The sequence below is a fragment of the Mesorhizobium atlanticum genome, from assembly GCF_003289965.1.
Taxonomy (GTDB): Bacteria; Pseudomonadota; Alphaproteobacteria; order Rhizobiales; family Rhizobiaceae; genus Mesorhizobium; species Mesorhizobium atlanticum.
In genome coordinates this window covers 104,211-130,049 of the sequence record NZ_QMBQ01000012.1, presented here as the reverse complement: position 1 = coordinate 130,049, position 25,839 = coordinate 104,211, and the positions used below count along the sequence as shown (strand labels likewise).

Sequence of the window (25,839 nt, the reverse complement as noted above, 5' to 3'; positions counted from 1 at the left end):
AGCTCAAGCCCCGTTGTGACAGCATCCCATTTCTCAAGGCGTCCTCCCGGACGCCTTTTTCTTTGGCCGAAACTGATCCAGGACGATCTTATTCGGCAAGCACGCGGGTCGAGGGGAAGGCGACCTCGACCAGGGTTCCTTCACCTGGCGTCGAGGTGATGGCGAAGCGGGCGCGGTTCGCCTCCACCATGGCTTTGGTGAGGGGCAGGCCGAGGCCGGTGCCGTCGCCGCGTCCGCGCTTCAGCGCATTGATCTGTTTGAACGGCTTCAGCGCCTGCTCGATCTCGGCTGGCGTCATGCCGATGCCGGTATCGCGCACGCGCATGACGACATCGCCTGAGGCTTCGTAAGCGGTCGAGACGATCACCTGGCCGCCGGCCTGGGTGTAGCGGATGGCATTGGACAGGATGTTGAGGGCGATCTGGCGCACGCTTCGCAAATCCGCCACCACTTCCGGCAGCCGCGAGGCGAAGCTGGAGCGAATGATGACGCGCTCGCGATTGGCCTGCGGCTGCATCATCGCCACCGTCTCGGCGAGCGTGTCGTTGAGCGACACCGCCTCGTAATCCATCTCCTGCTGGCCGGCCTCGATCTTGGAGATGTCGAGCAGATCGTTGACGAGGTCGAGCACGTGATTGCCGGACCGGTTGATGTCGCGCAGGTAGTCGCGATAGCGGTCGTTGGCGATCGGGCCGAATTTCTCGTCCACCATCAGCTCGGAAAAGCCGATGATGGCGTTGAGCGGCGTGCGGATCTCATGGCTGATGCGGGCTAGGAAATCCGTCTTCTGCGATGAGGCGCGCTCGGCGACGGCGCGTGCCTGCGTCAGGTCTTCCTCGGCCCGCTTCCATTGCGTGATGTCGCGCACCACGGCGCAGAAGCCGCTGTCGTTCGGCAGCCTGCCGATGGTCATGAACAGCGGGATGAAACGTCCCTGCGCCTCGCGGCCGATGACCTCGCGGCCGTCATTCAAGACGCTCGCCACGCCCGGCTCCGAGAGGCCCGCGAGATAGTCGCGCGCCGCGCGCTGGCTTTCGATCGCGAACAGTGAGGCAAAGGGTTTGCCGGCGACCTCGTCGCTGTCGAAGCCGAACAGTGCTTCCGCCGGCCGGCTGATCGAGCGGATATTGCCGTCGCGGCCGATCAGCACGACGCCGTCGGTGGCGGTGTCGATGATGGTGCGCATCTCGGCGATACGCGACTTCAATTCCGGCACGTCCGGCTGCAGCGCCGGTTCGTCATTCGCGGCGGTGAAATGCGCGGCATCGTCCTCACCGGAGCGCCGCACCACCAGCATCAGCGCCTTGCCGCCCCGCCACGGCACCGAGCGAAGCAGGGCTTCGATCGGAAATTCCTGGCCTTGGCGGCTCTTGAGCTTCAGCGAGTGGTCGCTTTCGTCCGCGGCGGCATCCTCGGCATAAGGATCGGCAAACAGCGCGCCCAGGCCCCCCGCATCCGCGAGGTCTTCCAGCGCGTCGTAGCCGGTGAGCTCGAGGAAGGCGTCATTGGCGTAATGGAGCAAGTCGCCCGAATGGATGAGCAGCGGCACCGGCAGCCTGGCGAGGACGGACGTATCGGGCGCCTTGGCTTCCTCTCCGGTCGAAAAAGCGGAGGGCACAAAGCCTGCGAGTTTGAGTGGCGGCACGTCCAGGCGTGGTCGCGCCGGCGTTACCGTTTCCGGTTCTCCCGCGGCCTTCGCAGCGTCGGCGTCGGGGCCGGCCCAATCCTCGCTGTCTTGCGCATCGCGGAAATCGTCGGCGGTCATGCTGTCGTCGTCCGTCGCATCGCGAGCCGGCTTTTCGGCGACCGGCTCGGTCGCTGGCCGTTCGACCGGCTGCCGCGACTCGGAATCGGCACGCTCGGCCGCCTGCTCGTTGGCCGCTGCCTGGCTGTCCTCGGAAGCAGGCTCGGCGCCGGCTTCTTCCCCTGATTTCTCACCATCGGCGTAGCTGAGCAGCGAGCCGGAAGCGGCCGGCGTCATCGTCTTGCCGGCGTCATCCATCGCGGCGGCGTCATCGATACCGTCGAGTCTCGCCAGGTCTTTCTGGTCTTCCGCCTCGATCTGTGCTTCCGCGGTCTCCGCCTCGGCCTTCGCGTCCGCGGTTTCCGAGGCTGGCGGCGTCGCTCCCAGCGCAGGGTTCTCGTGCGCCGCCGGTTCAACCGTCGTCGGCTGGTTTGCCTTAGCCTTCGTTTCGACGTTGGGCTCTTTCGCCGTTGCCTCGTCCTTGCCGGCAACAGCCGCATCGGCCTGCTTGCCGGCTTCGGCGGCGCCCGGCTCGGCAGGCAGGGAATTGTCCTTGCGCAACCGCTCGCCGATCTCGCGGAACGCGCTGCGCTCGAGGATCGAAAGGCTCTTCTGACTTGCGGGCGTGTCGCTTCCCGGCTGCTTGTCATTGGCCGGCTGGCGGTGCTCGGCCAGCCTTATCACCTTGTCGGCGAAGCGCCGCTCCGGCTTCGGCACGATGCTCAGCGCCGGCACTTCGCCCTGGAATGGATCTTCGGGCTTTGGCTGTTCCGGCTGCGACTGCTCCGCGGCTGGCTGCTCGACCGACGGCTCGCTCCCGGCAGGCGCGGCATTGGGCACCAGCGCCATGCCGAGCGCCTCCGGATCGATCACGGCGTCGGCGCTGCGCGCGACGCCGAAGCCGCGAAAACCCTCGAAGGCACGGCTGCGGCCATAGACGGGCAGCGCCGCCAGATCGACCGGTATCTTCAGATCGGTTCCGGCCACCGGCCACAGCACCGATCGGCCTGACCATGTGTCGCGCCGTTCGAGCAGACCGGCGATCTCGCCCGATGCGTCGAGGCCGAAAGTGGTGGCGACGTCCTTGAAGCGGCGGCCGATCACATCGGCGGCGGGCTGGCCGACGATGTCCGCGAATTCGGGCGACAACGCGCTGAATTTGCCTTCGGCGTCGGTGCGCCAGACGAAGCGCAAAGGTGGCGCCGAACGGTCGATGTCGCGGAGCGGAGCGGGTTGCGCGGGCTTGATGGTTTCCCCGACATCCTGCCGCCGGACTTCGGTTGCGCTGGTTTCCTTCGGCCCGTGCGTCGCCGGTGCTGCCGGTTGAGCCGGGCTGGCGTTCTCTTCGCCGGCGTTGAAGTACCAATGGTCATGCTGGCTGGCGCCGGCGTCCGCGGCCCGTTGGCCTGGCTCGGCGGCATTCGCGTGATGATCGGCCCGGGCGAGCTGCTGGCCGGCTATCATCCGGCTTCCGGCGTCAGTCTGCGCGTCGCCTTCAGCGGGCTCCGGGGCCGGCTCGGCCTGTTCGCCAGCCGTCACGGCCGGCGCGGGGCTGTTGTCCTGGACCGGCTGGGGTTCGGGCTCGGCGGCCAGGCTTTCACCCGACAGCGTGGCCGCCACGGTGCCTGGCGCCGCGACTTGCTCGCCATGGGGCCGATCGCCTTGGCCGGCGGCCGGCTGTTCGCCTTGGTCGCCGTCGAGCTGGTCCTCATCGATCACCACCAGCAGATGCCGCGTGTCGGTGAGCCGCGCGAAACCGGCCGGGTAGGAAGTGCCTTTGCTAGGCACGAGGCGCTTGACGACACGGTCGCCGCTGCTTGCTACATCCGCAACCAGCGCGGCCAGGGTCCGCGGCTCGATGCCGAGCGCCGCGAAGCCGTCCGAAGCCGCCTCGACATCGCCATGCGCGTCGACGAAGGCGATGAAATGCCCTGCCTCGGTGAAACCGCCGATGGCGCGGCTGGCGATCTCGCCGGCGCTGCGCGAGCTGGTCTTCGCCGCCGGCACCGCCAGCATGATTGCCTTCTCGCCGTCCGGCATCGTCACGGCGCTGGCCAGGAAACCCACGGCACGGCTCACCATGCCCGTGGCCAGCCGGACCGTGATGGAGCGGTCCTTGCCAATCTCGGGAAAACCGCTGGTCGCCATGATCTGCCGCCTGGCAATCAGCGGCAGCCGCGCCGATGCGCCGATGATGGCCTCGATATCCGGATAGCCGAACACCGACGCCCCCGGTCCGTTCGCCCAGATCACCTGCTCGAGGTCGGCCGACAAAATGGCCAGGGCGTCGCCGGCAGCAAAGCGCTGGCGCACCGCGTCGAGCACGGCGACGTCAAGGAAGGAGTAGTTTTCAGGCGGCATGCGCTGGGCAACCCTCCAGAGCGGACATTTCAGTTAACGCTTTGTTAATAAAAGCCCGCGGTCCGAAGGTCCACAAGCCCTGGCTTGCATAGGTCGAAATCTCTGGGCTCTTGGTTAACGGCCCGGCGGCTGACGCCGCGGTTGCCGTGAGGGAAGATTTTATGGTGCGGTGCAACAAAGATGTTGCAATGCACAAAAAAACCTCTATATTGCCATCATGCATGAACGAGACGGCTTTCTGTCAAAGCCGCTACCCCGAAAGGTTGGAAAATGTCCAAGACCACCGCTAAGTCCGCTGCCGAGACCATCGAAAACGTTGAATTCCCGAGCTTCGACGCTTCCAAGGCCACCGACCAGATCCGCGCCTTCGCCGAGAAGGGCGTCGAGCAGTCGAAAGAGGCCTATGCCAAGCTGAAGACCGGCGCCGAGGAGACCCAGAAGGTCCTGGAATCGACCTACGAGACCGCCAAGGCCGTCTCCAGCGATGTTTCGCTCAAGGCGATCGCCGCGCTGCGCGCCAATGCCGAAGCCGGCTTCTCGCACCTTGAAGCCCTGGTCGGCGCCAAGACCCTTTCGGAAGTCGTCGAGCTGCAGACCGCTTTCCTGCGCAAGCGCGCCGAATTGGCGGTGGAGCAGGCGAAGGAGTTCCAGGCCGTTGCCACCAAGGCGGTGGAGGATGTCTCCAAGCCGGTCAAGAGCGCGTTCGAGAAGGCAATGAAGGACGTCAAGGCTGCCTAATTTTCGCGCACAACTCTGCGATGCATCAAAACGTCGCATTTCGTCAGACAAATAGTTATGCGATAGAGTTGAGTAACCAGATACCCGGAAGCGGAACCTCCTCCCTCTGTTTCCGGGGTGACCAGCCAGCACCTCCTCCCGCTGGCTCGTAACAGGAAAAGGCCGGCACCTCCTCCCGCCGGCCTTTTCTTTTGCCTGGAGGCAGGAGGGTGAGGAAACCGGTCCTTTCCCTTATCAAGGCCCTTGAATTAGAATCCGATAGCCCGTATTGGACGCATCGCCGACGACGGAGCGCATCTGAGGATTTCCCGGATGTTGCTCAGCTTGAATGTGCCGTTGTAGCTCAGTTGGTTAGAGCACCAGATTGTGGATCTGGGGGTCGCTGGTTCGAGCCCAGCCAACGGTACCATCGCCTTTCCCGATAAACCACTGAATTCATTGCGTAATTTCAGGTTTCATGGTTCGCCTGTTGCGGCCATTTGCGATTTTGTGATACATATTGTGCTACCTATTGTGATACAAATGGTGGCGGCAAGTTGGGACGAAGACGCGAAGAGCACGATCCAGATCGCTACCTGCAACTCAGAGGCGTCCATTTCCATTATCGCCGGCGCGTGCCCCAAGAAGTTCGCGATCTGGACCACCGCGGCAGATTCGTTCGCAAGTCGCTCGACACATCGGACAGAATAAGGGCGAGAACTCTCCGCGACCTGTATGAGGCGGCCGACAACGCACTCTGGGCGTCGCTGATGATTGGCGACAACCCGCAGGCTGCACGGATACGCTACAAGCTGGCTGTCAAGCGCGCTGAGTCTCTCGGTTTCGTCTACCGGCCCCTTGCCGAGATTCTTACCGCAGAACCGCTGGAAACCATCTTGCAGCGCGTCGAGAGCACCATTGGTGAGCCAGCGAAGTCGCCGGCCGTGGACGCCGTCACTGGCATGGTCGAGCGACCTGACGACAAGATATCCGACGCATTGAAACTTTATTTTTCCGACATCGTCCGTGACGAACTGCGCACCAAGAGCCCTGACCAACGCAAACGCTGGAAAGCCAAGCGGCAGATGAGCGTCGACGTGTTCATCGATCTGGTTGAAGACAAGCCTATGAGCAAGATCACGCGTGATGACGCTCTCAAGGCCCACAAGTACTGGCTCGACCGAATCGCGCCGGAGGACGGGCCAGGCGACCGCTCGGCGTCGACCGGTAACCGCAACATGGGCAACCTTCGGACGCTCTACGGCGACTATTTTCGGCACATAGGCTTTCCGGAGCAAAAGAATCCGTTCGCCGATCTCTCCTTCAGCGACAAGTCGAAACGGAGCCGTCCGCCATTCCCGACCGACTGGATCAGGGACAAGATTCTCGCGCCCGGCGCATTGGCAAAGCTCAACGCCGAAGCTCGAGGGATTGCGCTGGCGTTTGTCGAGACCGGCTGTCGGCCGAGCGAATTGGCGAACCTCCATGAAGGCGTCATTCATCTCGATCACGAAGTTCCGCACATCTCGGTTGAGCCGCGCGAGGATCCGGAGGACCCACGTGAGATCAAGACAGCGTCGTCAGTGCGGAAAGTGCCGCTGGTTGGCGTGGCGCTGGAAGTGTTCAGGAAGCACCCCAAGGGTTTCCCGCAATACAAAGATCGAGAGACGCAGCTGTCGGCTACCGTCAATAAGCATTTTAAGAAGCACGAGCTGTTTCCGACCGACAAGCATACATTCTATTCGCTTCGTCATTCATTCGAGGATCGAATGAAGAATGCCCGGCTCGACGAGGAACTGCGGCGCATGCTGATGGGTCACTCCATCGACCGACCTAAGTACGGCGAAGGCGGCGAGATGAAGATGTGGCAGGAAGAGCTCATGAAGATCGCGCTTCCGTTCGATCCTTCAATCGTGTGACGCGCTCACGTATGGTGGCCAAGCGCTCTTCCTTTGCTCTATAGTCCAGCAGAGCCTGCTCCAAGTGGTCAAAAAGTGGAAGCCATGCCTCGCCTCGATCGCCGCGGGCTACAATTATTTCAGCAATGCGATCGAGAGCGCGTTCAAGGCGCTCGGTAGTTACTGGCTGAGAACTTGGGGAGTTAGGTTTCACTGCTCTGCGATCTACCCAGCGCGGGTTCGCAGTACGCAGTTTCTCGTTTGTTTTGGAAGGCCTATCCCCTGCAAGGGAGGTATACGATGGCTACGGCGTGCGAAGACGTCTGTCGAAGATCTCGCGGCGCACGATTGTTACCAGCATGGGCCGATCCGACCGATCCGCGCCGTTCGAAGAGGGTCAGCGAGGCGAGAGAGCGACGCATTTTTGCTCTTGAATTCGAGCGTGCCCCGAGTTCGCCCCTCGTTTTTGGTATTTGCAATGGCGGAGAGATCGTCTTTCGAATTGCGCCTTATACCGTTGAAAACATTGCTCTTTTTCTTCGCTTGTTACGCAGTTTGTTACACAGCTGCCAAAATTAAAAGGTGAGCCAAAGCCATGTTGAAGTTGGGCGATCGGTGGCTTCAGAGCATCAGCATTCTCCCAAGGGCCCCTCTGATTAAACGCTCCAAACGAGCTCAATCACGAATAACAGCTATGCGCCGCAACTCAGATGTAGAGCGCGCCATTGCGACGTCCCATAAAGAGGACACATACGAGCACGGTGTGAGGTGGCGTACAGAGAAGCGGAGGCCGACGCCCCACAGCGGGGCCGCCGCGACAACGGTTAGGTCGTGATACAGCAGGGCAACCTCTTGCAGGTTTTTCGTCGCGTTCGCGTATATGCATTTCGTGACATGGCAGCCAGAGATCGGCTCAGCAAGGCAAACCATTTATCCGTGATTCAGCGGGGTTGCGCTCCCGAAGCAAGCCGCCATTTATCTGTAAGTTGTGGAAAGTTCTCGGTTCAACTCTCTGGAGGTAAAAAGCGCGTTTATCCGCCTGCGAGTTATTGCTTCAACACGTTCCCGGCTTCTGAGATGATCTTCGGATTAGGTCCCAAGGAAATCGCGTAGCTGAATCGAGCGGCACCTCGTGCCTGCTTGTTTCTTGGGATGCTCCGCACCGCCCAGTCATAAATGCCTGATACCATGCATGCGCCATTTGCGCAGGTCACCATTAGAGATTCGTTCCGGATGCGATAAGCTCGCTCAGGCCACCGTGCGAAATAGTCTCTCTTATCAGCCAGGACTTCACTGAGAGGCCTCTGCTTTCCGTAGTACGAAACGGTATCCGCATACACGTTTGCGACGGCCTGCAGAGATGACCAAGCATCGCTGCTGTCGCGTTCTATCAAATTGCGAATGACCGCGACCGCCGCCTCTTTGACGGTTTCATTGGATGATGTCCCGGATTGAACTGATGGCACTTCTGCTGTCGTTGGCGAGGGGTCTGCGTTGGCAAGCGGTTTTTCAGCACCGTGGCAAAGGACCTGAACAACCGATGGAACAACCTTGTCGGAGAGATCAGCTGTTGAAAGCGGTTTCGCATCAGCCGCAGCGTCGGCGGCATCGAACTGAATGCTCCGGCTTTGAAGGAACAATTCGACCACGTTCGATCGAATGGCAAAATTGACGTTCTGCACCGCAATACCCGTCTCGCTGGTGAACTTCGATCCGAGCACTGCTGTTGAGACACCAATGATCGATCCCCATTGATCAACTATTGGGCCGCCCGAGTTCCCTGGCTGAAGGGGTGTAGACACTTGTAGATATCGGGTGTCGTTCTCCATGCCGACCAACGAATTGATATTCCCAGTCGTGACCTTGATGGAATCAGAAAGCAACCCGCTGAGTGGGAACCCATAGGCGGCAATATCTTCTCCAAGCCGCGGTTGAGAGTGGCGCAGCGGAAGGTGAGGCTTTCCTGCACCGGTAGAGAGCCTGAAGACAGCGAGGTCATTTTGCTTGTCGACGGCGAGGTCACTGCCATCCCCTAGCTGTGGGACGCTGATGCTTGTGCATCCTTCAACAACATGCGCGTTGGTGACCGCCCAGCCTTGATCGTTCACGAAAAAGCCAGTTCCCGAACTGGAAACGTCAAATTGGTCCGCATTTGCTGGTTGTGCGGCAAACCCAATAGCAACGGCCGCTGCAGCGGCGGAACAAATCGCCCAACTCTCCAAACTCATTACCCAACCCGCCCATAAACTACCCTCTATAGTAAGCCGTGGAAATCACTTCGGGGCAAGCCAGTAATTAAGAAGCAGTGAAGATCGTCTTGACATGGTGTAGTTTGGGAGGGGATCTCTCCACATCCCGAAACTTTGTTGGCGATGTGGAAGGATTGCTCGCCCACAAAGACGCTTGCGGTCATCGCGTGGTCACCGTTTCGCTCTTCGCTGCGGCTCGCATAAAGACCGAAGTATGGAAGGCTCGTGGGCAGGACCATCGCATGAAGCTGCTGCTCGGTTGCAGATTCTGCGGCCTTCGGGACCTCGAACCCCCGATCGAGATTTGGGCCATCAATATGGCCGGTTACAAATGGTGTCAGTCCGCGAAGCCGGCAGGGGCCGCCGATTGAAACGCGAGATTGGCGGCAGGCATTTTGATCTTTGGCTTCACACCTGGGCGTTTGGCCCGGTTACGCCGCGAAATTCGAAATTACAGCTGCATGGAGTTCATCCACCTATATAAAGTGAAGCTATAGCTTGATTTTTTAACGAGACGAGCACATATTGCAGCTATGAATGAGTTTTAACCGAAAAAAAGACTCGGTGGGCAGAAAGTGAAGGCTTAGATGGATGGCTCTGAGAGGCGCTGATATTTTGTTTAAAGACCAAACCGCCGGCGCGCTGGTTGAGACCGCCAACGGCGGAACGCGCTTCGCTTACCATCCCGACTGGAACAAGGGCGATATCGCCTGCTGTTTGCCTTCCGCGCAACGCGAGCACGAATGGCAGGTCGGTCTACATCCGTTTTTCCAGCACCTTGGTCCGGAGGGATGGCTTCGTGAGCAGCAGGCTCGGTCGGCGCATGTCGTCGAAGAAGACGATCTTGGGCTACTGCTTCGTTACGGCCGCGACTGCATCGGGGCGGTCAGCATCCGGCCTCCGGAGGATGGCGCGACGCTTCCCGAAATTACCGAGGCAACTGCCACTCCAGGACGCACGGTCTCGGGCGTCCAAAAGAAGCTGCTCGTGGCGAAGGACGAGCAAGCCCGGTTCGTTCCCGCAACTGCTACGGGATCGGCGCCCTACATCGCAAAATTCAATTCGGACCGTATAGACAGCCTCGTTCGCAACGAGCTCCTGAGTCTGAGATGGGCGGCCGCTGTTCTGGGGGAAAGGGAAGTGACGGCGTTCACAACCTCTTTCATCGCAGCCGTTGATGACACGGCGCTCATCGTCACCCGTTTCGACCGCAAAGCCAACGGCGAGAAGCTACGTCTGGAAGACTGTGCGCAGATCCTCGGCAAACCAAAGGGGCAGGACTATGCAGGTAAGTACGATGCGGCCTATGAGGATATTGCTGCAATCATCCGCCGGCACTCTTCACGCGTACCGATCGATCTGCTGAGGTTTTTCAACCGGCTGATCGCGTTTACGCTGATCGGAAACTGCGATGCCCATCTGAAGAACTTCTCGCTGCTGGAGACGCCGACAGGGCTGCGGCTATCTCCGGCCTATGATGTGGTGAATACTGCACTCTATGACGGGTTCGACCAAACGCTGGCGCTGTCGATCGCTGGCCAGAAAATCCATCTGGACGCAGCCAATCAGGCGACATTTCGCGGTTTCGGCAGGGAGATCGGACTTCCGGACAGGGCCATTGACCAGACTTTCAAGCAGTTGAGACGGCAGGTGGAGAAGGCTGCATCCATCATCCGCCCGCCTGACGCCGAGCCACCCGACGGCTTCGTACACAGGTTCAAAGAGATCGTGGACAACTCATGCCTGAGAATACTGGAACCATAACCCCACTCGCGTGGCAACGATTTGTCGAAGAGACCATACGCCGGCGCAAGGCGGAAGGTCTGACGCAAAAGGAGCACTCGGCACTGGCGGGTGTAAGCCATCCTACGATGGCGGCGTTCGAGCGTGGCGAAACGACCCTTACCCTCGCCAAGGCGCTTGATATTTTGCGCGTCGTAGGCCTGGTCGACGAGCCCTCCGAAGAAGATACGCAGGCTCGATTTGTGCGAAATGCGTACGAACGCTGGCGCGAACTGACTTCTCCGCTGCCGCAGGATTCGCCCGCGCGATTCCCGAATGGCTGGTATCGGTTCGACTACTGGCTTGAGGGCGATCTCAAGACGCTGGAGCTGTCCGCCTTCGAGCATATTTTGCAAAAGGCCGTAGTCAGGAAGACGGGTTGGCCGCCATTCTGGATTCCGACACGGCAAGCCATCAAGCCACGCGAGACCGATGGACTGATTGAGTGCTGGTTTGCCCCCCAAGGCGATGACATTGAGCGTGCGTTTGGCGGGCCGGCCTTCTGCGATTTCTGGCGCGCCGCGCCGTCGGGACGCATGTTCCTCATGCGCGGCTACCAGGAAGATGGCGAGGAAACTTTCCCCGCCGGAACCATCCTCGACACGACGCTGCCCCTGTGGCGCATGAGCGAGGTCTTGTTGCATGCGAAAAGCCTTGCGTTGCTGCTGCGAAAGGATCCGGATGATTCCGTGGTGGTCCATTTCCGCGCCATGTTTACGGGGCTCACCGGCCGCGTCCTGCGCTCATGGGCAAACCCGCTGAATGACCTCCTTATCCAGGGCCGCCCCGCGCGAAGCGATGAAGCGGTCCTGGAGACAACCCTCCCCGTCGATGCCATCGAGGAGCGGCTGGCCGAGTCCCTGACGCCACTGCTTGCATCCCTTTATGACAGGTTCGGCGTGGCCGGCCTCTCGCTCAACCGCGTCGAAGCCGAGGTGCAGCGCCTGCTCAACAGTTCTGTCGGCAAAGAACGCGTGCCAGCTCCTTCATAATGGGGACGAGCCGAGGGCGAAGCCCCCGCTGTGATCGGTCATCATCGAACAGGGCTTCACGATAACGCCCAACGAACCAGCATGGCCTGCTTGGGAGTCGGTCTCGGAATCGACCTCGACTATGGTTGGTTCACGTCACCGGAACCGACGCCCATCAAGCCCTGCGACGCGGTGCGGCCGGCCTTCTTGTCGGCGTTGGAGATGAAAGTTCGGTGCCGGCAGCTTCTTGGAGACTGCAGAAGGACTTGTCGTTTCCGACAACGCAGCGTTCTTGGCTTGCTCCAAGGAAATTGCGACTAAACCTGCAAGGAGTTCCTGGGCCAATTATAGAACTCACGATCGCGGCGCCGCGGTGAGCAAGGAGAGTTGGTGAACGGGAGTGAGTGCGTTACTCTGGAATCATCCGCTCTCGATTGTTGTGCTGTCATTAACCTCAAACATACACGCGTGGAACATGGTCCCGGAGCTGACCATACAGTCCGACGATGTCGGTGCTCCACCAGGTGGCGACCTCATGCTGTGTGATAGTCTGGTCACCCTGCTGCCCGAGCAAGAGCACCTGATCGCCGAAACAAGCATCGGGGATGTCCGTGAGGTCGATACGGAGATGCTCTAAATGAACTGGCGGCAGCAGAGGCGCACGCCGGCCTCTCACCAGTGCCTCAGCGCAGGGCGGGAGCTGACGTGGCAGCCCGTCTCCCCAACCCATACTGAGCACTCCGATGACCATTCCTTGCTGGTAGCCAGGCAGGTCCGGCGCCGTCCCGAGCGAGGTGTCGGTCCGCTTGATTGAAACCAAAGAGCTCGAAATGGCCTTAAGAGCCGGCCGCAGGGCGACAGGCCGGGTGGAATGATCCGTCTCGGAGACACCAATGAACAAGGCGCCGGGATCGACGGCATCGAAATCCATCTCAGGGTATCGAAGCACGCCCGCCGTGCTCGCCACCATCGCTATGGGAGGTCGTGTCCCAGAAGCATTGGCCAATTCAAGAATCTGCTGCAAACGGGAGCGCTGTTCGCTTACATGGAAGGCCGTCTGCGAAGGCAGTTCGCTGAGATGCGCATAAAGTCCTTCGACATTGACATCGTCATAAGCATGGCCGGCCGCGAGCAATGCCCCGACAGCCGACGGCGCTGCCCCCGACCTGTAAAAGCCAAGATCAACCTTTACAAAGACGCGCGTGCTATCCATTTCCGCACGCCAGCATTCGAGCTCCTCGAGGCTGGAGATCGTAACTGTAAGCCCGAGCCGTTCGATGATGTCGGCCGATGACGGCAGGGGTCCTGGATAGAGCAGGATTGGAAGCTCGACTCCCATGTGCCTTATCGCGACCGCATCCGGAAGCGCAGCGACGCCGAAACCGTCAACCCCCTCTGCAGCCAGAGCTGAAGCCACCGGTCCGGCGCCGCACCCATAACCGTTGCGCTTCAGGCACGCGAAAATGCGTACTGCCGCGGGTAGGTGTGCACGAAGCTGGCGAAAATTGTGCCTGATCGCATCTAGGTCGATCTCGTACCAGCTGCTGCGCAGTGGCGCGCGTTGGGGGTCAGGGGCGCCGGATGGACCGCAATGGATCAGTGTCTGATAGTCAAGCTTCATGGCAAGAACGATGAAAATAATCCCTAGAACCGCCGATTTATCAAGTTTATCCGATACCGTGTAAGTCTTGGAGATATGCGGGCTCCTAGCAGCGTTCGGGCGCATTCCACTCTCAAGGAGGCAATTTGACCATCAGAGAGGCAAGGCCCGGACTGACGCCTGTCTTCAGTGTTGGCAAGCCCTCATGCAAGCGTGCGGGCCTCTCTCCGCGATCGCCGCTATTGCTTGTCAGGTAGCCTTGCGGCCAAGTCCCATTGACTTGGCAAGCGAAGAACGGGCAGCGGCGTAGTTCGGGGCCACCATCGGGTAGTCCGACGGCAGGCCCCACTTGGCGCGGTATTCGTCCGGCGTCAGGCCATAATGAACGGAAAGATGCCGCTTCAGCGACTTGAACTTTTTCCCGTCTTCCAAGCTTATGATGTAGTCGGGCGTAACGGACTTCCTGATGGGTACCGCTGGCGTGAGAGCTTGCCGCTCTTCCGCAGCGCCGCCGCCGGCGCTCTTCAACGCTCCATGCACTCGATCGATCAGGGCCGGGAGATCTCCGACCGGGACTGGATTGTTCGATACATAGGCTGAGACCACCTCGGCGGTCAGCTCGATAAGGGCGCCGGTGTTGTCGTCGGTTTCTTCCATCGCGGTGCACTCCTTGCCTGAAGCAACATCGTCGAAGTTCTCGTTTTTTTAATGGTGGCAGGGCGCGAACGCAACGAAGTCCTCAGGTAATTGGTCAGGTTGAAGGTCCACGGAGGCGTGTGCCGCCGACAAGCCAAAGAATCGTGGGATTATCGCCGCCCTCGCGGGCTCAACGAGGTCATGAAGTTGGGTTGCGCGATTGTCGGCGCGGTGGACACAGGTGGGCGATGCGCCAGACGAAGAAGGCCATTGCCTTTCGTACCGAGCGAATTTCACACTTCGACAATCGAGGATTCCAAAGGGGTGATTGGCATTCTCTCGATTGACACCACGGGAGGCCTGTTGGATATCGCGCGCGACGGGCACGCTGCCGAGGCTGTCCTGAAGGCCATCCGTTCGATTCAATCGAAACTGTGCCTAATAAACGAAAGCCGGTCGTAAGCCAGGCCCAGGAGTTGAACGCGAACGCAAGGGCCAACCCGAGGGATCAGCCGTCCCTTAGCTTGCATCCGCATCATGACGGCTGAATGAAGTCTCGCTAGGCAATACTTTGCAGTGCCGCCTCGGCCGACCGCAAAGGCCTCGAACCCTGCGGCGTGGGTGAACCGGACAGCAGCTGAACAGGTCGGCGAAATCGGGAACCGCGGTTTCCGGCGAAGTGAGATGGCGCTTAACGAATCTGCCGATTTCTCGGTGCGAAGGGCTCCCTCCGCCTGTCACGGGCCGAGGTTCTCGGCACGGTTTTCTGTGCAACATGTGTGTGGACACCTCGCCCGCACGGGCTCCAGATGACGATCTCAAAGGTCTGCGAATGTGCACTGAACCCGAGATGGCGGGCCGACCCAGCTTGGTGGTCTCCGGCAATCGCGCAGGCGTCACGGCTGCCGCCGGGCTGAGTAGCTTCGGAAAGTCTTCTGCCCGCCAACTGCAGCGACGTGTGCAGGGAAGGGCAGGGGCGACTCGAGCCGTCTATCCGGCGAGACGAGGATTTGTCCCAGTCGGATGGCGACGCGAGCCGCAAGCGAGCCCTATCGTGAATAGTCCGGCGATGACAAATTACGAAATGTAAAGGCCTTCGTCAGAAAGTGATCCGAAGGAACCAACCCGCCGGTCCTGCCCGGTGACACGGGCCCGGCCGACCACGGCCTGGCAGTTTCCCCGCTTTGCCGCCTAATGCCGGACTAATCCGAGTGGCAATAACAGCCGTCCATCCGAAGGTGAGCTCTTGGTTTTGCTAGCCAATCTCACTCGACGGGAATCGCTTGGCTGGTTAAGACAGCCACGCAGCAATCATTATGAAAGGAACGAAAAAGATGGCGACTGGAACCGTGAAGTGGTTCAACGGTACCAAGGGGTTCGGATTTATCCAACCTGATGGCGGCGGCCATGACGTGTTTGTCCACATTTCCGCTGTCGAACGCGCCGGCCTAAAGAGCCTCGTTGATGGCCAGAAGATCAACTTTGAGATCGAGCAGGACCGCCGCACTGGCAAATCTTGTGCTGGCAGTCTCAGGACAGCAGGCTGACCTTTGTGAGTGTCAAGCCAGGAGTAGCTGGGCAAGAAAGGCGGGAACCATGACGCGGCGCAAGAACGGGACAAAATCGCTGCGGTTTGAAGCGCGCTGAGCAGCCCAGACTTTTGCGCTGAAGGGGGGCTTTCCTTTATTGCAGACACGCCCTCAAACTCACCGTCCACGACATTCCTTAGTCGGAGCAGGACTGCGGTAGTAGGGCCGACCCAACACGGAAACCGGCGCGAGATCCTGCCGGAAACCCGCCGGAAATGTGCCAGGTCCGAAGCGGACAGAAAACGGGCGAGATGCCGAGAACCCGCATGGGATAGCGGCGCTCGCTGGGCGAATATACTTTCGACTTTTTTGTGGGAGTGACGGGACGCTGCTGGCGGTTCCTCAATGGACCTATGTCTCCACTGGCTCGGTCTGAGGGTCGCCGAACTGGACCCTGGTGGCAGGTGTGGCCCTGCAGGCGGGCTATTTCGTGGTCGTGTTGTGGCTCCGGCACGCTGAAACCCCGACGGCCGGGGAAGTACCTGTCGATCCGACACTCGCAGCGTTCATCTACGATGGCGATAAGTCCGTTAGGCGGAGAGCCGACAACGGCGGAAGGGTCATTCGTCCTATAGATTTCCAGTATCCCGAAACCAGCAAACCCATCAGTCTTGATCAAGCCGTCGCAAAAACGCCTGCGTCGTCACGCCAGCGGGAATAGCCGCGAAATGAGCGGGGTTGGCGCGCCGTCGCGCCGAATAGGCATGGCAGTTTGGCGCGTTGCATCCTTGCACTTGCTGGTCTCATTCGACGCTCTTGCACTGGCGGCGGACGACCTTTGTCTGTGGTTTTTATGAAGATAGGTGGTGAGAACCAGTGAAGAGGCACAGGCTGCGTCATTCATGGAGATCGAAGATGATGAATGCGCCGAGGAATATCGCCTCGAAGACAATGACTTCGGTTAACTGGTCGTCCGTATCGCGTAGGTGACCGGCAAGTTCGCGAACAGCCGTGATCGTAGCCTTAATGGAGATCGTCTCGCCCGGCTGCGCGGTCCGGAGCGCAAGCTGGACGAGTTCTCTGGCGGTTCCAATGCCCTTGCGGTCCAACTCCAACAGTTCCACTTCCAGGCCAGAATCGAAGCAACCAAGCTTCAGCAGTGTCAAAAAAAACGGGGTCAATCCAACTGCGTAGGCCGTGGAATGGACCCGAAAACCGCGCCGATGACAGGTATGCAGTTAACTAAGCCGGAAACGGATGCAGCTGACCAGATTCTCCAGCACACTAAGCTCAGACCTAACCCCGGCGATGCGTCCCCGCGAAAGCGACCGCCTGGACTTAGGCCGCGGAGCTTCCCCCGTTAGCTTTCGCTACATTCGCCAAATCCTGCCACCTCAAGCGTTTCATCGGCTGCAACGAACAGCCGCAACCAGCCTCTCGGCAAGTCTTGTCTGGCGAGCGATTATCTCTGATCCTCCATAGGAAAGGTGGCTGCTGCCCGGTAAAGGAATTTGCCGCGATCTCCGATAGACGGCGAGGCGATTGACCGGCTGCGTGAAAATAAGCGCGCTGAACTTGTTCCGCACGGCGTGCGGTAGTTCCGACCGAGCGAGGCGCTCAGCCCGAGTCACCTTCTCAAAAAGCTGAATTCTATTCTTCGCGGAATGCGCGATTGATCTGGTCAGACAGGGGCTTGAGAAAATAGGAAAGCGCTGTCCGCTGGCCCGCCTGGATCATCGCTTCGGCCGGCATGCCTGGGATCAGTGTCAGATCCTTGATCTTCTCCCGTTCAACACGCGGAACCGATAGGCGCACAAGGTAGTTGGAAGTGCCGTTTTTTTCATTCGTCGTACGATCGGCCGCTATCCAGCTTACATATCCGTTCAACTCCGGTGTGGTTCTCAAGTTGAAGGCCGACATCCGCAGCACGGCTTCTTGACCAAGCCGTATCTGGTCGATGTCCTTCGGAGAGATCTGGACTTCCAGCAGAAGATCGTCGCCATCAGGCACAATCAGCATGATCGGGTCGGCGGGTCTGATCACACCACCAACCGTATGAACAGCAAGCTCTTGGATGATTCCTGAGTGCGGCGCGACGATATCGATTCGCCGAAGCTCATCCTCAGCAGCTACCTTGCGTTCTAGGAGTTCCTCCACTTGGGCCTGGACGTCTGCGAGTTCCTTGCCGACTTCCGTCTTGAGATCTTGGTCAACCTGCAGGATTTGCAGACGAGTTTCGGCAATGCGGCCAGCCGTCTGTGCCTGGTTCGCGACCGTTTCACCGCGTTGACCGTTTAAGGTTGCAACCTGTGACTTGAGGCTGTTTAAGCGTTGGTCCGAGACAATGCCTTGTTCGCGCAGCCTGCTCAAAGCAGCAATTTCATGTCCGAGAATGTCAATAGTCTTCTCAGATGCAATCTGCCGCGCCTTGAGGCCCTCGAGCTCATGCTTGTACTGCGTGATCCGCTCGGCCAGCTGCGCCTTTTTTCCTTCGCGGGATTGTCTACGAAATTCGAATAACTTCCTCTCACCGAGTATTGCGGAGGCCGCCGACGGAATATCTCGGCGCTTGAGCAGCCATTCCGGCAAGACGATCTCTGCCAGATCGTCACGCTCGGCTTCGAGCCGTGTCAGTCGGGACGCCAACTCATCGAGGCGCCCAATGATGATGGCTAGATTGGCACGTGGCTGAGTGGCATCAAGTCGCATGATAATGTCGCCGGTCTTGACCCTATCGCCCTCACGCACGAGGATCTCTTTCACCACCCCACCGGTCGGGTGCTGCACTTTTTTAACGTATGAATCGACGACAAAGTGCCCGGGCGCGACAACCGCACCAGACAGATTCGTCACCGAAGCCCAGGCTCCCGCCCCTCCCAGAATGGCCACGCTCAAAAAAAGTGCGGTCAGTAAGTTTCGGCGAATAGAACGGGAAGCGTCGGCTTTCGTATCAATTTCGGACATCGCAATCCTCGGAACAGGGCAGCCCTAGGTCTTTTATGTGGACACAGCGCCCTTGGACGCAGACTGGGCAATCCCCCGAGCAGACGTCTTCCCAAGATCGATCGCAGACACATCCTTGGATCCAGCTCCTGACGTCGTCGCAGCTCTCTGCAAGACAGTGGAAAGCACTTCATCACGCGGACCGAAGGCTCTCTGTCGCCCACCTTCGAGCATCAATATGCAATCGACAGCCGCGATGGCGCTGGGGCGATGTGCGACGACAACGGCAATGCCGTTGCGCTCACGAACGGAATTGATCGCCTTGGCCACGGCGACCTCGCCTTCCGCATCAAGGTTGGCATTGGGTTCATCAAACACGACTAGGAAGGGATCGCGATAAAGAGCACGGGCAAGTCCGATACGCTGACGCTGCCCGGCGGAAAGTGCCGAGCCAGCTTCACCGATCTGAGTTTCATAGCCACGTTCAAATCTGAGAATCAGTTCGTGTGCGCCCGCTGCTTTTGCCGCAGCCACAATAGCCTCAGAATCAGGATTGTCGTCAAAACGAGAGATGTTTTCGCCGATGGTTCCGTCAAACAATTCAACGTCCTGAGGCAAATAACCGAGATGGCGGCCCAGTGCTTCTCGGTTCCATTGATCGAGGCTCGCGCCGTCGATGCAAACCTTTCCGGCGGACGGCACCCAGGTGCCGACAATGGCGCGCGCGAGGGTTGACTTGCCAGAACCCGATGGACCGATGACACCGAGAGCGCTTCCCGCTCGAACGGCAAAAGCAAGGCCTGCCACAGTGGGTTTCTTCTCGCCGGGTGGAACGATCATCACGCCTTCGATGCGCAGTTCGCGTTCAGGTGCGGGCAATGGCATGACTGGAGCGGTTTGAGGCATCTTGGCTATGAGATCCTTGAGCCGCGCCCAACTCTGGTGCGCCAGAAGCAAGGGTTTCCAGCTTGAAATCGCCAAATCGACCGGAGCCAAGGCACGACCCATCATAATAGAGCTGGCAATCATCACCCCAGCGGTAGCTTCACGTGTGATCACGAGGTAGGCGGCAACGGCGAGGATCGCCGATTGCAGTATCATGCGTAGCGACTTTGAAATTCCGCCGAGCCCAGCTGCCACATCTCCGGCTTTACGATTGGCAGCAAGATAGTTGGCATTCACCTTATGCCATCGGGCAGCGATCTGGCTCCTGAGCCCGAGAGCCTCTATGATTTCGGCATTGCGGCGCGCTGCTTCCAGGAGGCCGTTGCGGACCATGTTGTGCTTGACTGCATCGCGTATGGCCCGTCGGGAGCATGCGTTGGTTAGAGCCGTTAGCGAAACAAGAACGACCGCCCCGACAAGCGCCGTCATGCCAATCCAAAAGTGAAAAAGGAAGCAAATGCCGAGATAAAGTGGCATCCATGGGAGATCGAAGAACGCCGTGGGACCGTTTCCGGCCAGAAACCCGCGAATATTGTCGAGGTCGCGAAGCGGCTGCAAGCCGTCGCCAAGTCTGCGTGTTAAAAGGGGCAGGCGAACAATTGCCTCATGAACGCGTCCGGAAAACTCCCCGTCGAAACGCTCGCCGATCCGCAGCAATACGCGCGCGCGCAGAATGTCGAGAAGGGATTGGAACGCGTAAAGTCCCACAGTAAGCACGACAAGCCCTAGCAGCGTCGGTACGCTGCCGCTCGCCAGAACGCGGTCATATACCTGCAGCATGAACAGTGGCGAAGTCAGCGCAAGCAAGTTGATCACGCCGCTGATTGAGAAAATTGCCCAAATGGTTGCCGCTAGGGCGAAAGGCTTCGAGGGGGACTGCTCTTGGTTTGCTGAAATTTTCAAGAAGGGACCACTAGGAAAGGCCTTCGTTCATAGGCAGCGCCGGGGCTGGGATCTGCCACTTTATGGGCCCGCAGAACCGGCCTACGACACCGGCGACACTAACTCCTGACACACGGGGACTGCTCAGCGCGGGAATGCTAGTCAGATGCAGCGCCTCAATGTCTGCAACACTGTTAACAGCGCTCAGTCGTCACCCTCCATGTGAGGTTTATTTCGATCGTTGCCGGAAAGATAATTAAGCCCTCTCCGCGGATGATTTTGTCGTTGTCCGCGCCGCCCAAGGCTCGGTCGGCGCCCCCGCCGGCCGAGATGGAGTCGTTGCCAGCACGGCCGTCGATCCGAGCATTACCTTGGAGAAATCCAGGATTAAATCGTCACCGCTACTGCCGTACGGGGTATTGGCTGCGGGCCCAGCTTCGATCGGCTTTGCCACCGCAAAGGCTCCTCATGATTGATTTCATAGCATTCTTGTGTCGCTGGTCGAATTTGTAAAATCGATTGATTGGATAGAATGCATTCACTCGCTGGATGTCTTACCGGAAGCGTGCCGCGGCTGCCAGGCATGCAGGCGCGCGGCGATGGGGCGATCGTGATCGTCGGGGGTCTTACAGCGGCAATGCCGATGCCGGGGCTGAGCGGCGTTGGGCCGGCGATGGCCGCAGCACGCAACTATATCTTCTCGGTGAACGCCGAGGTGATGCCGAAGGGCATCTATGCGGGCACGATCAACATCGGCGGCATCATCGACCGCTCGACCGGACTTCGAGCCATGACATCGGCTGGCGCCGAACTCGACTCGAGATATCCCATCCTTGATCCCGATCACATCGCCGAGGAGCTCTGGTCGCTCGTCACCAAGCGTGACTGGGTTGAAGCGTTCCTCCCGAAGATGCCGAAGAGCTGATCGGGAGGGCGTTGTGCTGCAAATTGACCTACACCGAGATCACTTGCCCTTGGTGCCTGATCGGGCAACATCGGCTCGACAAGGTGCTGACCGAACGTTTGTCGATCTTTCCGTGGACATTCTCCATCACCCGGTAGTCCTGCAACCCGACGCGCTTCCCCGCGGGACTCTATATTCCGGACCTGCTTCGCTTGCGCTACGGCGTAACTGACCCGAAGGCGATGTTCGCGCGGCCCGAAGCCGAGGCCCGGGCTTCTGGACTGGACCTTGATCTCGGACGGCAGCTATGGGCCTATCCCACTCAGGCTGCCCATGCCCTGATCCTGGCTGCGCGCGAACGCGGCACGCAACATCGGCTCGCCGTCGCAATCAGCAAGGCCTATTTTCCTCGATGTGCCGACGTCGACGTGCTGACCGAGATCGCGACATACCGCGGATTCGATCAAGCCGAGGCCCGCGCGATCGCTCTTGATCCCGCGCAACACAAGGGGTCGCGCAGGAGGCGGCCCGCTCCGCACAGGCGGACGTACGCTCTGTTCCCCACTTCGTGTTCGATGGGCGCATTGCCATCAACGGCGGGCGGAGCGAAGACGAGATCGCTTTGTCCATACGAGAAACTATGCGTAACGCAGCGTAAGCTGAACGGCGAAGCGGCAGGAAATTACGCCCGATATAGAAGTAGGAAAAGAACAAGAGAGCCGGGCGGCGGCTTTTGGGACGCTACGGAATGGCAGCTTCTGATGAGCTTGCCCCGAAAGCAGCCCGCCCGCTTTCAGACCTATAGAGGCCGCTAACCGCGATTGTGCGATGCGCCGACGAAGGGCCGCGGCAAAATGGCTACGCTCGTTTATCGATACCGCGCAAGAAATCGGCCGGGCATCCATGCGGACACCCGACCGAGTTGCCTGAGCTGATAAGCCCATTCGCAAACCAGGAAGCGCGAAGCAAGTTTCCGGATCTGCTCTCAAGGGCTATTTCTTGACCGCTGCCGCGAGTTCGTACTTTGCTCCAAGATCATGGGCGGGGTCGACCCACTTCACGATTGACCGCAACCCATATCGTCACGGATCCAAACAATCACGCTGCCTTGATGGCCAACACCGCATTGGTGCCACCGAAAGCAAAACTATTGGAAAGCGTCACCTTGACTTTCCGCTCCCGCGCCACGTTGGGGGTAACGTCTAGATCGCAATCTGGATCTGGTTCCGCATAGTTGGCTGTAGGCGGTACGATTCCATGTCGAATTGCCATCACGCAGGCGATCAGCTCCAATGCACCCGAGGCCCCGAGGCAGTGGGCATGCATCGATTTGGTCGAGGATACCGACAATCGATAGGCGTGATCGCCGAATGCTCGTTTGATTGCTGCGGTCTCGATTCGATCGTTCGACTTAGTGCCGGTGCCGTGAGCGTTCAGGTAATCGACCTCCTCTGGGGCCAGACCCGCGTCGGCGAGACAAGCCCGGATTGCCGCCTCGGGACCCTCAATGGTCTGTGCAGCGATGTCGAAAGAGTCGGCCGAAAGGCCTGCACCGGCGAATTCCGCCAATATTTCAGCGCCTCTGGCGCTGGCATGGTCGTAACTTTCCAGGACTGCCATGCCTGCGCCTTCGCCGAGAACAGCGCCTTGCCTGTTCGCGGAAAAAGGCCGGCAAGTGTCAGGCGACAGCACTCGCATGGCCTCCCACGATTTCACTACTCCCCAAACCAATGGCGCATCGGCGCCACCTGCCACCATCACATCGGCGCGTCCCCATCTGATCTGGTCGACGGCGGAAGCAATGGCATGGTTAGAGGACGAACAAGCCGAAGTGACGCCGTAGACGGGACCGCGCAGTCCAAGATCCATGCTGACATGTCCAGCAGCTGCGCCCGGCATGACCTTGGGCGCGGTGAAGGCCCCAGTCCTCTTTCTGCTGTGGAGCAGCATAGCCCGGTAATCTTGCTCAATCGCCTCCCATCCGCAGACGCCCACGCCGATCGTCGCGCCTAGGCGATAGCGGTTTTTTTCAGTCGCGGTCAGTCCTGCCTGCTGGACTGCTTCGCGAGCGGCAAGCACTGCAAGCACGCTGAACCGATCCATCGAAAGAATTTGCTTACGCTCGATCTCATGCTGAGGAAGATTTCGAATCGCGCACCCGGTGCGCGCGGTGATGTCGTGCAGCGAGGGACTGCTCAACATGCCGATTGCTGAACGGCCTTCGCACATGGCGGCCCAAATGTCGGCAGCACAGTTGCCGAGCCCACAAATCCCGCCTATGCCGGTGATAACAACGCGCTTGTTCATCGTCAGTGCTCAACAAGCGCACGGACGGCTTCGACCACGCTGCCCACGTTCTGCAAATTGCTCCAGGCGTCGGTAGTGTCCGTTTCGATCTGAATCCCGTATTTCGTCTCAAGATCAAACAGGATGTCTGCCATTTCCAGCGAATGGATGCCCAAATCAGTCAGCTTCGTCTCAAGAGTGACCGGATTCGCATCCGGTTGAGCGTGCTTGCAGATCTCCGCGAGGATTTCGAACGTAAGCTGGTCAGTCATTCAATTCTTTACCTCCCGTCTGGCGGCCGACCATGAATCTCTCGGTGACGCGGAAGATTCACCGATCAGCATTGTTCTGATGCAAAATTTCGCGCCATTGGGGAAATTGATAGTTTGGATAAAAATCATCCAAGCAATGGATGGAGGCGGTGAGCCGCCTTCTTTCAAGATGTTGAATCTAGGGCTATTCGAGCACGTCTACATTGCCTCGTGAACGGCAATCGCTCGAAGGGCAGTGTTCGTAAGATCTCCGGCAATGCCAGACTTGTGACAAAGCAGGAGCAGCGCATGCCAGTGGATTCGGGAGGTGCCACCAGACAAGAACGCAAGGCGTGACAACGTCGTTGAGCGTCCCAGTGCCCCCTTGCAACGCAAACTCCGAAGGGGTCTAAGACGCGATTGCCATTCAACGTCTTTCGACGAGCTAATCCGGCCGACGTTGCGCAATTGGCTAGCTCCGGGTGCCGCATAGCGTATCGCGACAAGTTCCGCATTATTCACTCGCGACATGAACAGGGAGCGGCCTGTGGCTCGGCCACGCGCTGGCGAGCGACTTGCCGACTGTCTTCAACGTTGTCCTGGCCCAGGCCTCCTCAAAGCCACGGCAGCAAATGCCGACGGCGTATGCCACTCGCCGCAAAGCACACCGCCGAAACGGTGAACAGATCCAAAGTTGCGCAAGTCATGCGGTAGCCTTCGTCGATGGCGCCAGGCGAGATGCCTCCTCCAGCAAAATCTTCCGCATCCAGATGCTTGCCGGGTCGCCATTGTGAAGCGCAGGCCACTGCATCGCCAGGGTGAACGCTGGCAACGAGAGCGGAAGTTCGACGACGCGCAGCGGTAGCGTTTTTGCGAAATGCTCAACCAGTCTGAAGGGCATGGTCCCAATGCGACTGGTGCCCGGTAGCATCGGGGGGATTAGGCTGAACCCCTGCACGACCACCTCGGCACGCCTCTTGAGGCCATGCTCAAGCAAAAACCACTCATCAATGGATGGCCTGAGCGAACGTCCGAATCTGGCCATTACGTGGCCCATCGACATATATTTCTCGAATGAGAGCTTTCTCGACAGTTCCTTGTTTGTCCGACAGCCTGCACAGGCGAGTGTATCTTCGAAAAGCTTCGCTTTTGGATGATCGTTAGACAAGAACAATTCGGGGAGTATTAGAAAATCGGCGCCGTCGCGTCGGAAAAGCTCTTGCACATCGTCAGATAGAGGCAGGAGTTCGAAGCTCACGAACGGAGCTTCGCGCGCAACACGATCAATGATCTTCTGAAAGAAAATGATCGTCATGTAATCCGAAAGCATAACCCTGAAACAGCGTTCGGATTTTCTTGGATCAAATTCGTCCCAGGAAATAACCGAAACCTGAATGTGCAGCAGTGCATCGCGAACCGGCGAGGCGAGCGCCTCGGCTCGCGGTGTCGGGACGAGTTCACGGCCTCTCATTGTAAAAAGCTCATCGCCAAAATAGCCGCGTAGCCGGGCCACAGCCGCGCTCATGGCTGGTTGGCTGAGGTTGATACTGCGAGCCGCCGCTGTCAGGTTACGCTCAGTCATCAGAGCGTCGAGAGCGACGAGGAGATTCAGATCGAGACCCTTAAACCGCATTCCTATTCCAATTTAGCGCATGGATGCACACCGCCCAACCAATAGATTTTACCAATGTCACGAGACGCTGGATTTGCAAATCAAATAGGGGCGGCAAAAAGAAGCAGGCGACGGCCCGGAGCTCATTAGCTCCGGCCCGAGATCCGCTCCGAGGTCCCGCGTACGAGCGACCAGCATCATATAGGGATGACACGTCTTTGAGGGCCATTGCCTCGACTACAATGCGGGCTTCGGCAAACTGCGACGGAGGGAAGTCTTTGCGGCGCTCTCAGGTTGGAGGAGGCCGAGCATCGAGTGGGCCTGCGTCGTTTCACCAAACTTGGCATGGTCGATCTCCTGGTGGCGCCGCCAGCGCTGTATGGGGCGTGCCCAGGGTTTGAGGTCTCGGGGGAGGCTATTCGATACGTACCTAGGACGATTGTGTGCCATTGCCTTCGGTTCGGTTCGGCATGCGATGCACAGACCGTTGCGAGGTTCACTCGCCAGTTCCTGGCGACCTCTCTGTCGC

General features: G+C 59.2%; 18 protein-coding genes and 1 tRNA gene. 8 read left to right on the top strand and 11 right to left on the bottom strand.

Annotated elements, in window-relative coordinates:
* Positions 1-88: 88 nt before the first annotated feature.
* Positions 89-4,105, bottom strand: a complete 4,017-nt coding sequence (locus DPM35_RS30080; RefSeq protein WP_112131113.1) for a PAS domain S-box protein — start codon at positions 4,103-4,105, stop codon at positions 89-91.
* A gap of 270 nt (positions 4,106-4,375) precedes the next feature.
* Here DPM35_RS30080 and DPM35_RS30075 point away from each other — a divergent pair, with 270 nt between their 5' ends.
* The 3 genes from DPM35_RS30075 (at position 4,376) to DPM35_RS30065 (ending at position 6,741) form a co-directional block, all read left to right on the top strand.
* Positions 4,376-4,843, top strand: a complete 468-nt coding sequence (locus tag DPM35_RS30075; RefSeq protein ID WP_112131112.1) for a phasin — start codon at positions 4,376-4,378, stop codon at positions 4,841-4,843.
* Positions 4,844-5,175: 332 nt separating this feature from the next.
* Positions 5,176-5,252 (top strand) — tRNA-His (locus DPM35_RS30070).
* A 127-nt stretch (positions 5,253-5,379) separates the two neighbouring features.
* The gene (locus tag DPM35_RS30065; RefSeq protein WP_112131111.1) at positions 5,380-6,741 is read left to right on the top strand and encodes a DUF6538 domain-containing protein; all 1,362 of its coding nucleotides are present in this window, start codon (positions 5,380-5,382) and stop codon (positions 6,739-6,741) included.
* A 1,025-nt stretch (positions 6,742-7,766) separates the two neighbouring features.
* Here the strand turns inward: DPM35_RS30065 and DPM35_RS30060 are convergent.
* Positions 7,767-8,948 (bottom strand): S1C family serine protease, encoded by a 1,182-nt coding sequence (locus tag DPM35_RS30060; protein ID WP_112131110.1) that lies wholly within the window; start codon positions 8,946-8,948, stop codon positions 7,767-7,769.
* A gap of 263 nt (positions 8,949-9,211) precedes the next feature.
* Here DPM35_RS30060 and DPM35_RS33200 point away from each other — a divergent pair, with 263 nt between their 5' ends.
* The 3 genes from DPM35_RS33200 to DPM35_RS30045 all read left to right on the top strand — a co-directional run bounded on the left by DPM35_RS33200 (position 9,212) and on the right by DPM35_RS30045 (position 11,743).
* Positions 9,212-9,340, top strand: coding sequence for a hypothetical protein (locus DPM35_RS33200; RefSeq protein WP_281004655.1), 129 nt, complete (start codon positions 9,212-9,214; stop codon positions 9,338-9,340).
* A 220-nt stretch (positions 9,341-9,560) separates the two neighbouring features.
* The gene (locus tag DPM35_RS30050; RefSeq protein WP_112131108.1) at positions 9,561-10,733 is read left to right on the top strand and encodes a type II toxin-antitoxin system HipA family toxin; all 1,173 of its coding nucleotides are present in this window, start codon (positions 9,561-9,563) and stop codon (positions 10,731-10,733) included.
* The gene (locus DPM35_RS30045) at positions 10,709-11,743 is read left to right on the top strand and encodes a helix-turn-helix domain-containing protein (protein WP_112131107.1); all 1,035 of its coding nucleotides are present in this window, start codon (positions 10,709-10,711) and stop codon (positions 11,741-11,743) included. The genes DPM35_RS30050 and DPM35_RS30045 overlap by 25 nt, the downstream gene beginning before the upstream one ends.
* A gap of 433 nt (positions 11,744-12,176) precedes the next feature.
* Here the strand turns inward: DPM35_RS30045 and alr are convergent, their stop codons facing one another.
* Both alr and DPM35_RS30035 read right to left on the bottom strand, forming a co-directional pair.
* Positions 12,177-13,448: an alanine racemase gene (gene alr, locus DPM35_RS30040; protein ID WP_245431711.1), complete on the bottom strand. Its 1,272-nt coding sequence runs from the start codon at positions 13,446-13,448 to the stop codon at positions 12,177-12,179.
* 123 nt (positions 13,449-13,571) lie between these two features.
* On the bottom strand, positions 13,572-13,979 hold the full coding sequence (locus tag DPM35_RS30035) for a Ros/MucR family transcriptional regulator (protein WP_112131106.1): 408 nt from the start codon (positions 13,977-13,979) through the stop codon (positions 13,572-13,574).
* A 1,313-nt stretch (positions 13,980-15,292) separates the two neighbouring features.
* On the opposite strand from DPM35_RS30035, the gene DPM35_RS30025 reads away from it, so the two are divergent.
* On the top strand, positions 15,293-15,505 hold the full coding sequence (locus DPM35_RS30025) for a cold-shock protein (protein ID WP_112131163.1): 213 nt from the start codon (positions 15,293-15,295) through the stop codon (positions 15,503-15,505).
* A gap of 878 nt (positions 15,506-16,383) precedes the next feature.
* On the opposite strand, the gene DPM35_RS30020 is transcribed toward DPM35_RS30025, so the two are convergent.
* The 4 genes from DPM35_RS30020 to DPM35_RS32680 all read right to left on the bottom strand — a co-directional run bounded on the left by DPM35_RS30020 (position 16,384) and on the right by DPM35_RS32680 (position 20,616).
* On the bottom strand, positions 16,384-16,653 hold the full coding sequence (locus tag DPM35_RS30020; RefSeq protein ID WP_245431710.1) for a hypothetical protein: 270 nt from the start codon (positions 16,651-16,653) through the stop codon (positions 16,384-16,386).
* A 484-nt stretch (positions 16,654-17,137) separates the two neighbouring features.
* Positions 17,138-18,451 (bottom strand): HlyD family type I secretion periplasmic adaptor subunit, encoded by a 1,314-nt coding sequence (locus tag DPM35_RS30015; protein WP_112131104.1) that lies wholly within the window; start codon positions 18,449-18,451, stop codon positions 17,138-17,140.
* Between the two features lie 33 nt (positions 18,452-18,484).
* Positions 18,485-20,218, bottom strand: coding sequence for a type I secretion system permease/ATPase (locus tag DPM35_RS30010; RefSeq protein WP_245431717.1), 1,734 nt, complete (start codon positions 20,216-20,218; stop codon positions 18,485-18,487).
* Between the two features lie 233 nt (positions 20,219-20,451).
* A complete protein-coding gene (locus DPM35_RS32680; RefSeq protein ID WP_181592230.1) occupies positions 20,452-20,616 on the bottom strand; it encodes a hypothetical protein in 165 nt (54 codons plus the stop codon).
* 173 nt (positions 20,617-20,789) lie between these two features.
* Here DPM35_RS32680 and DPM35_RS30005 point away from each other — a divergent pair, with 173 nt between their 5' ends.
* Entirely contained in the window at positions 20,790-21,182 is a 393-nt protein-coding gene (locus DPM35_RS30005) for an SDR family oxidoreductase (RefSeq protein ID WP_181592227.1), read from the top strand.
* A gap of 1,077 nt (positions 21,183-22,259) precedes the next feature.
* Here the strand turns inward: DPM35_RS30005 and DPM35_RS29990 are convergent.
* The 3 genes from DPM35_RS29990 to DPM35_RS29980 form a co-directional block, all read right to left on the bottom strand.
* Complete coding sequence (locus DPM35_RS29990; RefSeq protein WP_112131102.1) at positions 22,260-23,468, bottom strand: beta-ketoacyl-[acyl-carrier-protein] synthase family protein; 1,209 nt, start codon at positions 23,466-23,468, stop codon at positions 22,260-22,262.
* A 2-nt stretch (positions 23,469-23,470) separates the two neighbouring features.
* Positions 23,471-23,719, bottom strand: a complete 249-nt coding sequence (locus DPM35_RS29985; RefSeq protein ID WP_112131101.1) for an acyl carrier protein — start codon at positions 23,717-23,719, stop codon at positions 23,471-23,473.
* Positions 23,720-24,401: 682 nt separating this feature from the next.
* Positions 24,402-25,331 carry a LysR family transcriptional regulator gene (locus DPM35_RS29980; RefSeq protein WP_112131100.1) on the bottom strand — a complete coding sequence of 310 codons (930 nt, stop codon included), beginning with the start codon at positions 25,329-25,331 and terminating at the stop codon, positions 24,402-24,404.
* Between the last annotated feature and the right edge of the window lie 508 nt (positions 25,332-25,839).

Coding starts and splice junctions, on each gene's coding strand:
- DPM35_RS30080 (WP_112131113.1), bottom strand. CDS start 4,105: ATGCCGCCTGAAAACTACTCCTTCCTTGACGTCGCCGTGCTCGACGCG.
- DPM35_RS30075 (WP_112131112.1), top strand. CDS start 4,376: ATGTCCAAGACCACCGCTAAGTCCGCTGCCGAGACCATCGAAAACGTT.
- DPM35_RS30060 (WP_112131110.1), bottom strand. CDS start 8,948: ATGAGTTTGGAGAGTTGGGCGATTTGTTCCGCCGCTGCAGCGGCCGTT.
- DPM35_RS33200 (WP_281004655.1), top strand. CDS start 9,212: ATGAAGCTGCTGCTCGGTTGCAGATTCTGCGGCCTTCGGGACCTCGAA.
- DPM35_RS30050 (WP_112131108.1), top strand. CDS start 9,561: ATGGCTCTGAGAGGCGCTGATATTTTGTTTAAAGACCAAACCGCCGGC.
- DPM35_RS30045 (WP_112131107.1), top strand. CDS start 10,709: ATGCCTGAGAATACTGGAACCATAACCCCACTCGCGTGGCAACGATTT.
- alr (WP_245431711.1), bottom strand. CDS start 13,448: ATGCGCCCGAACGCTGCTAGGAGCCCGCATATCTCCAAGACTTACACG.
- DPM35_RS30035 (WP_112131106.1), bottom strand. CDS start 13,979: ATGGAAGAAACCGACGACAACACCGGCGCCCTTATCGAGCTGACCGCC.
- DPM35_RS30025 (WP_112131163.1), top strand. CDS start 15,293: ATGGCGACTGGAACCGTGAAGTGGTTCAACGGTACCAAGGGGTTCGGA.
- DPM35_RS30015 (WP_112131104.1), bottom strand. CDS start 18,451: ATGTCCGAAATTGATACGAAAGCCGACGCTTCCCGTTCTATTCGCCGA.
- DPM35_RS30005 (WP_181592227.1), top strand. CDS start 20,790: ATGCATTCACTCGCTGGATGTCTTACCGGAAGCGTGCCGCGGCTGCCA.
- DPM35_RS29990 (WP_112131102.1), bottom strand. CDS start 23,468: ATGAACAAGCGCGTTGTTATCACCGGCATAGGCGGGATTTGTGGGCTC.
- DPM35_RS29985 (WP_112131101.1), bottom strand. CDS start 23,719: ATGACTGACCAGCTTACGTTCGAAATCCTCGCGGAGATCTGCAAGCAC.
- DPM35_RS29980 (WP_112131100.1), bottom strand. CDS start 25,331: ATGCGGTTTAAGGGTCTCGATCTGAATCTCCTCGTCGCTCTCGACGCT.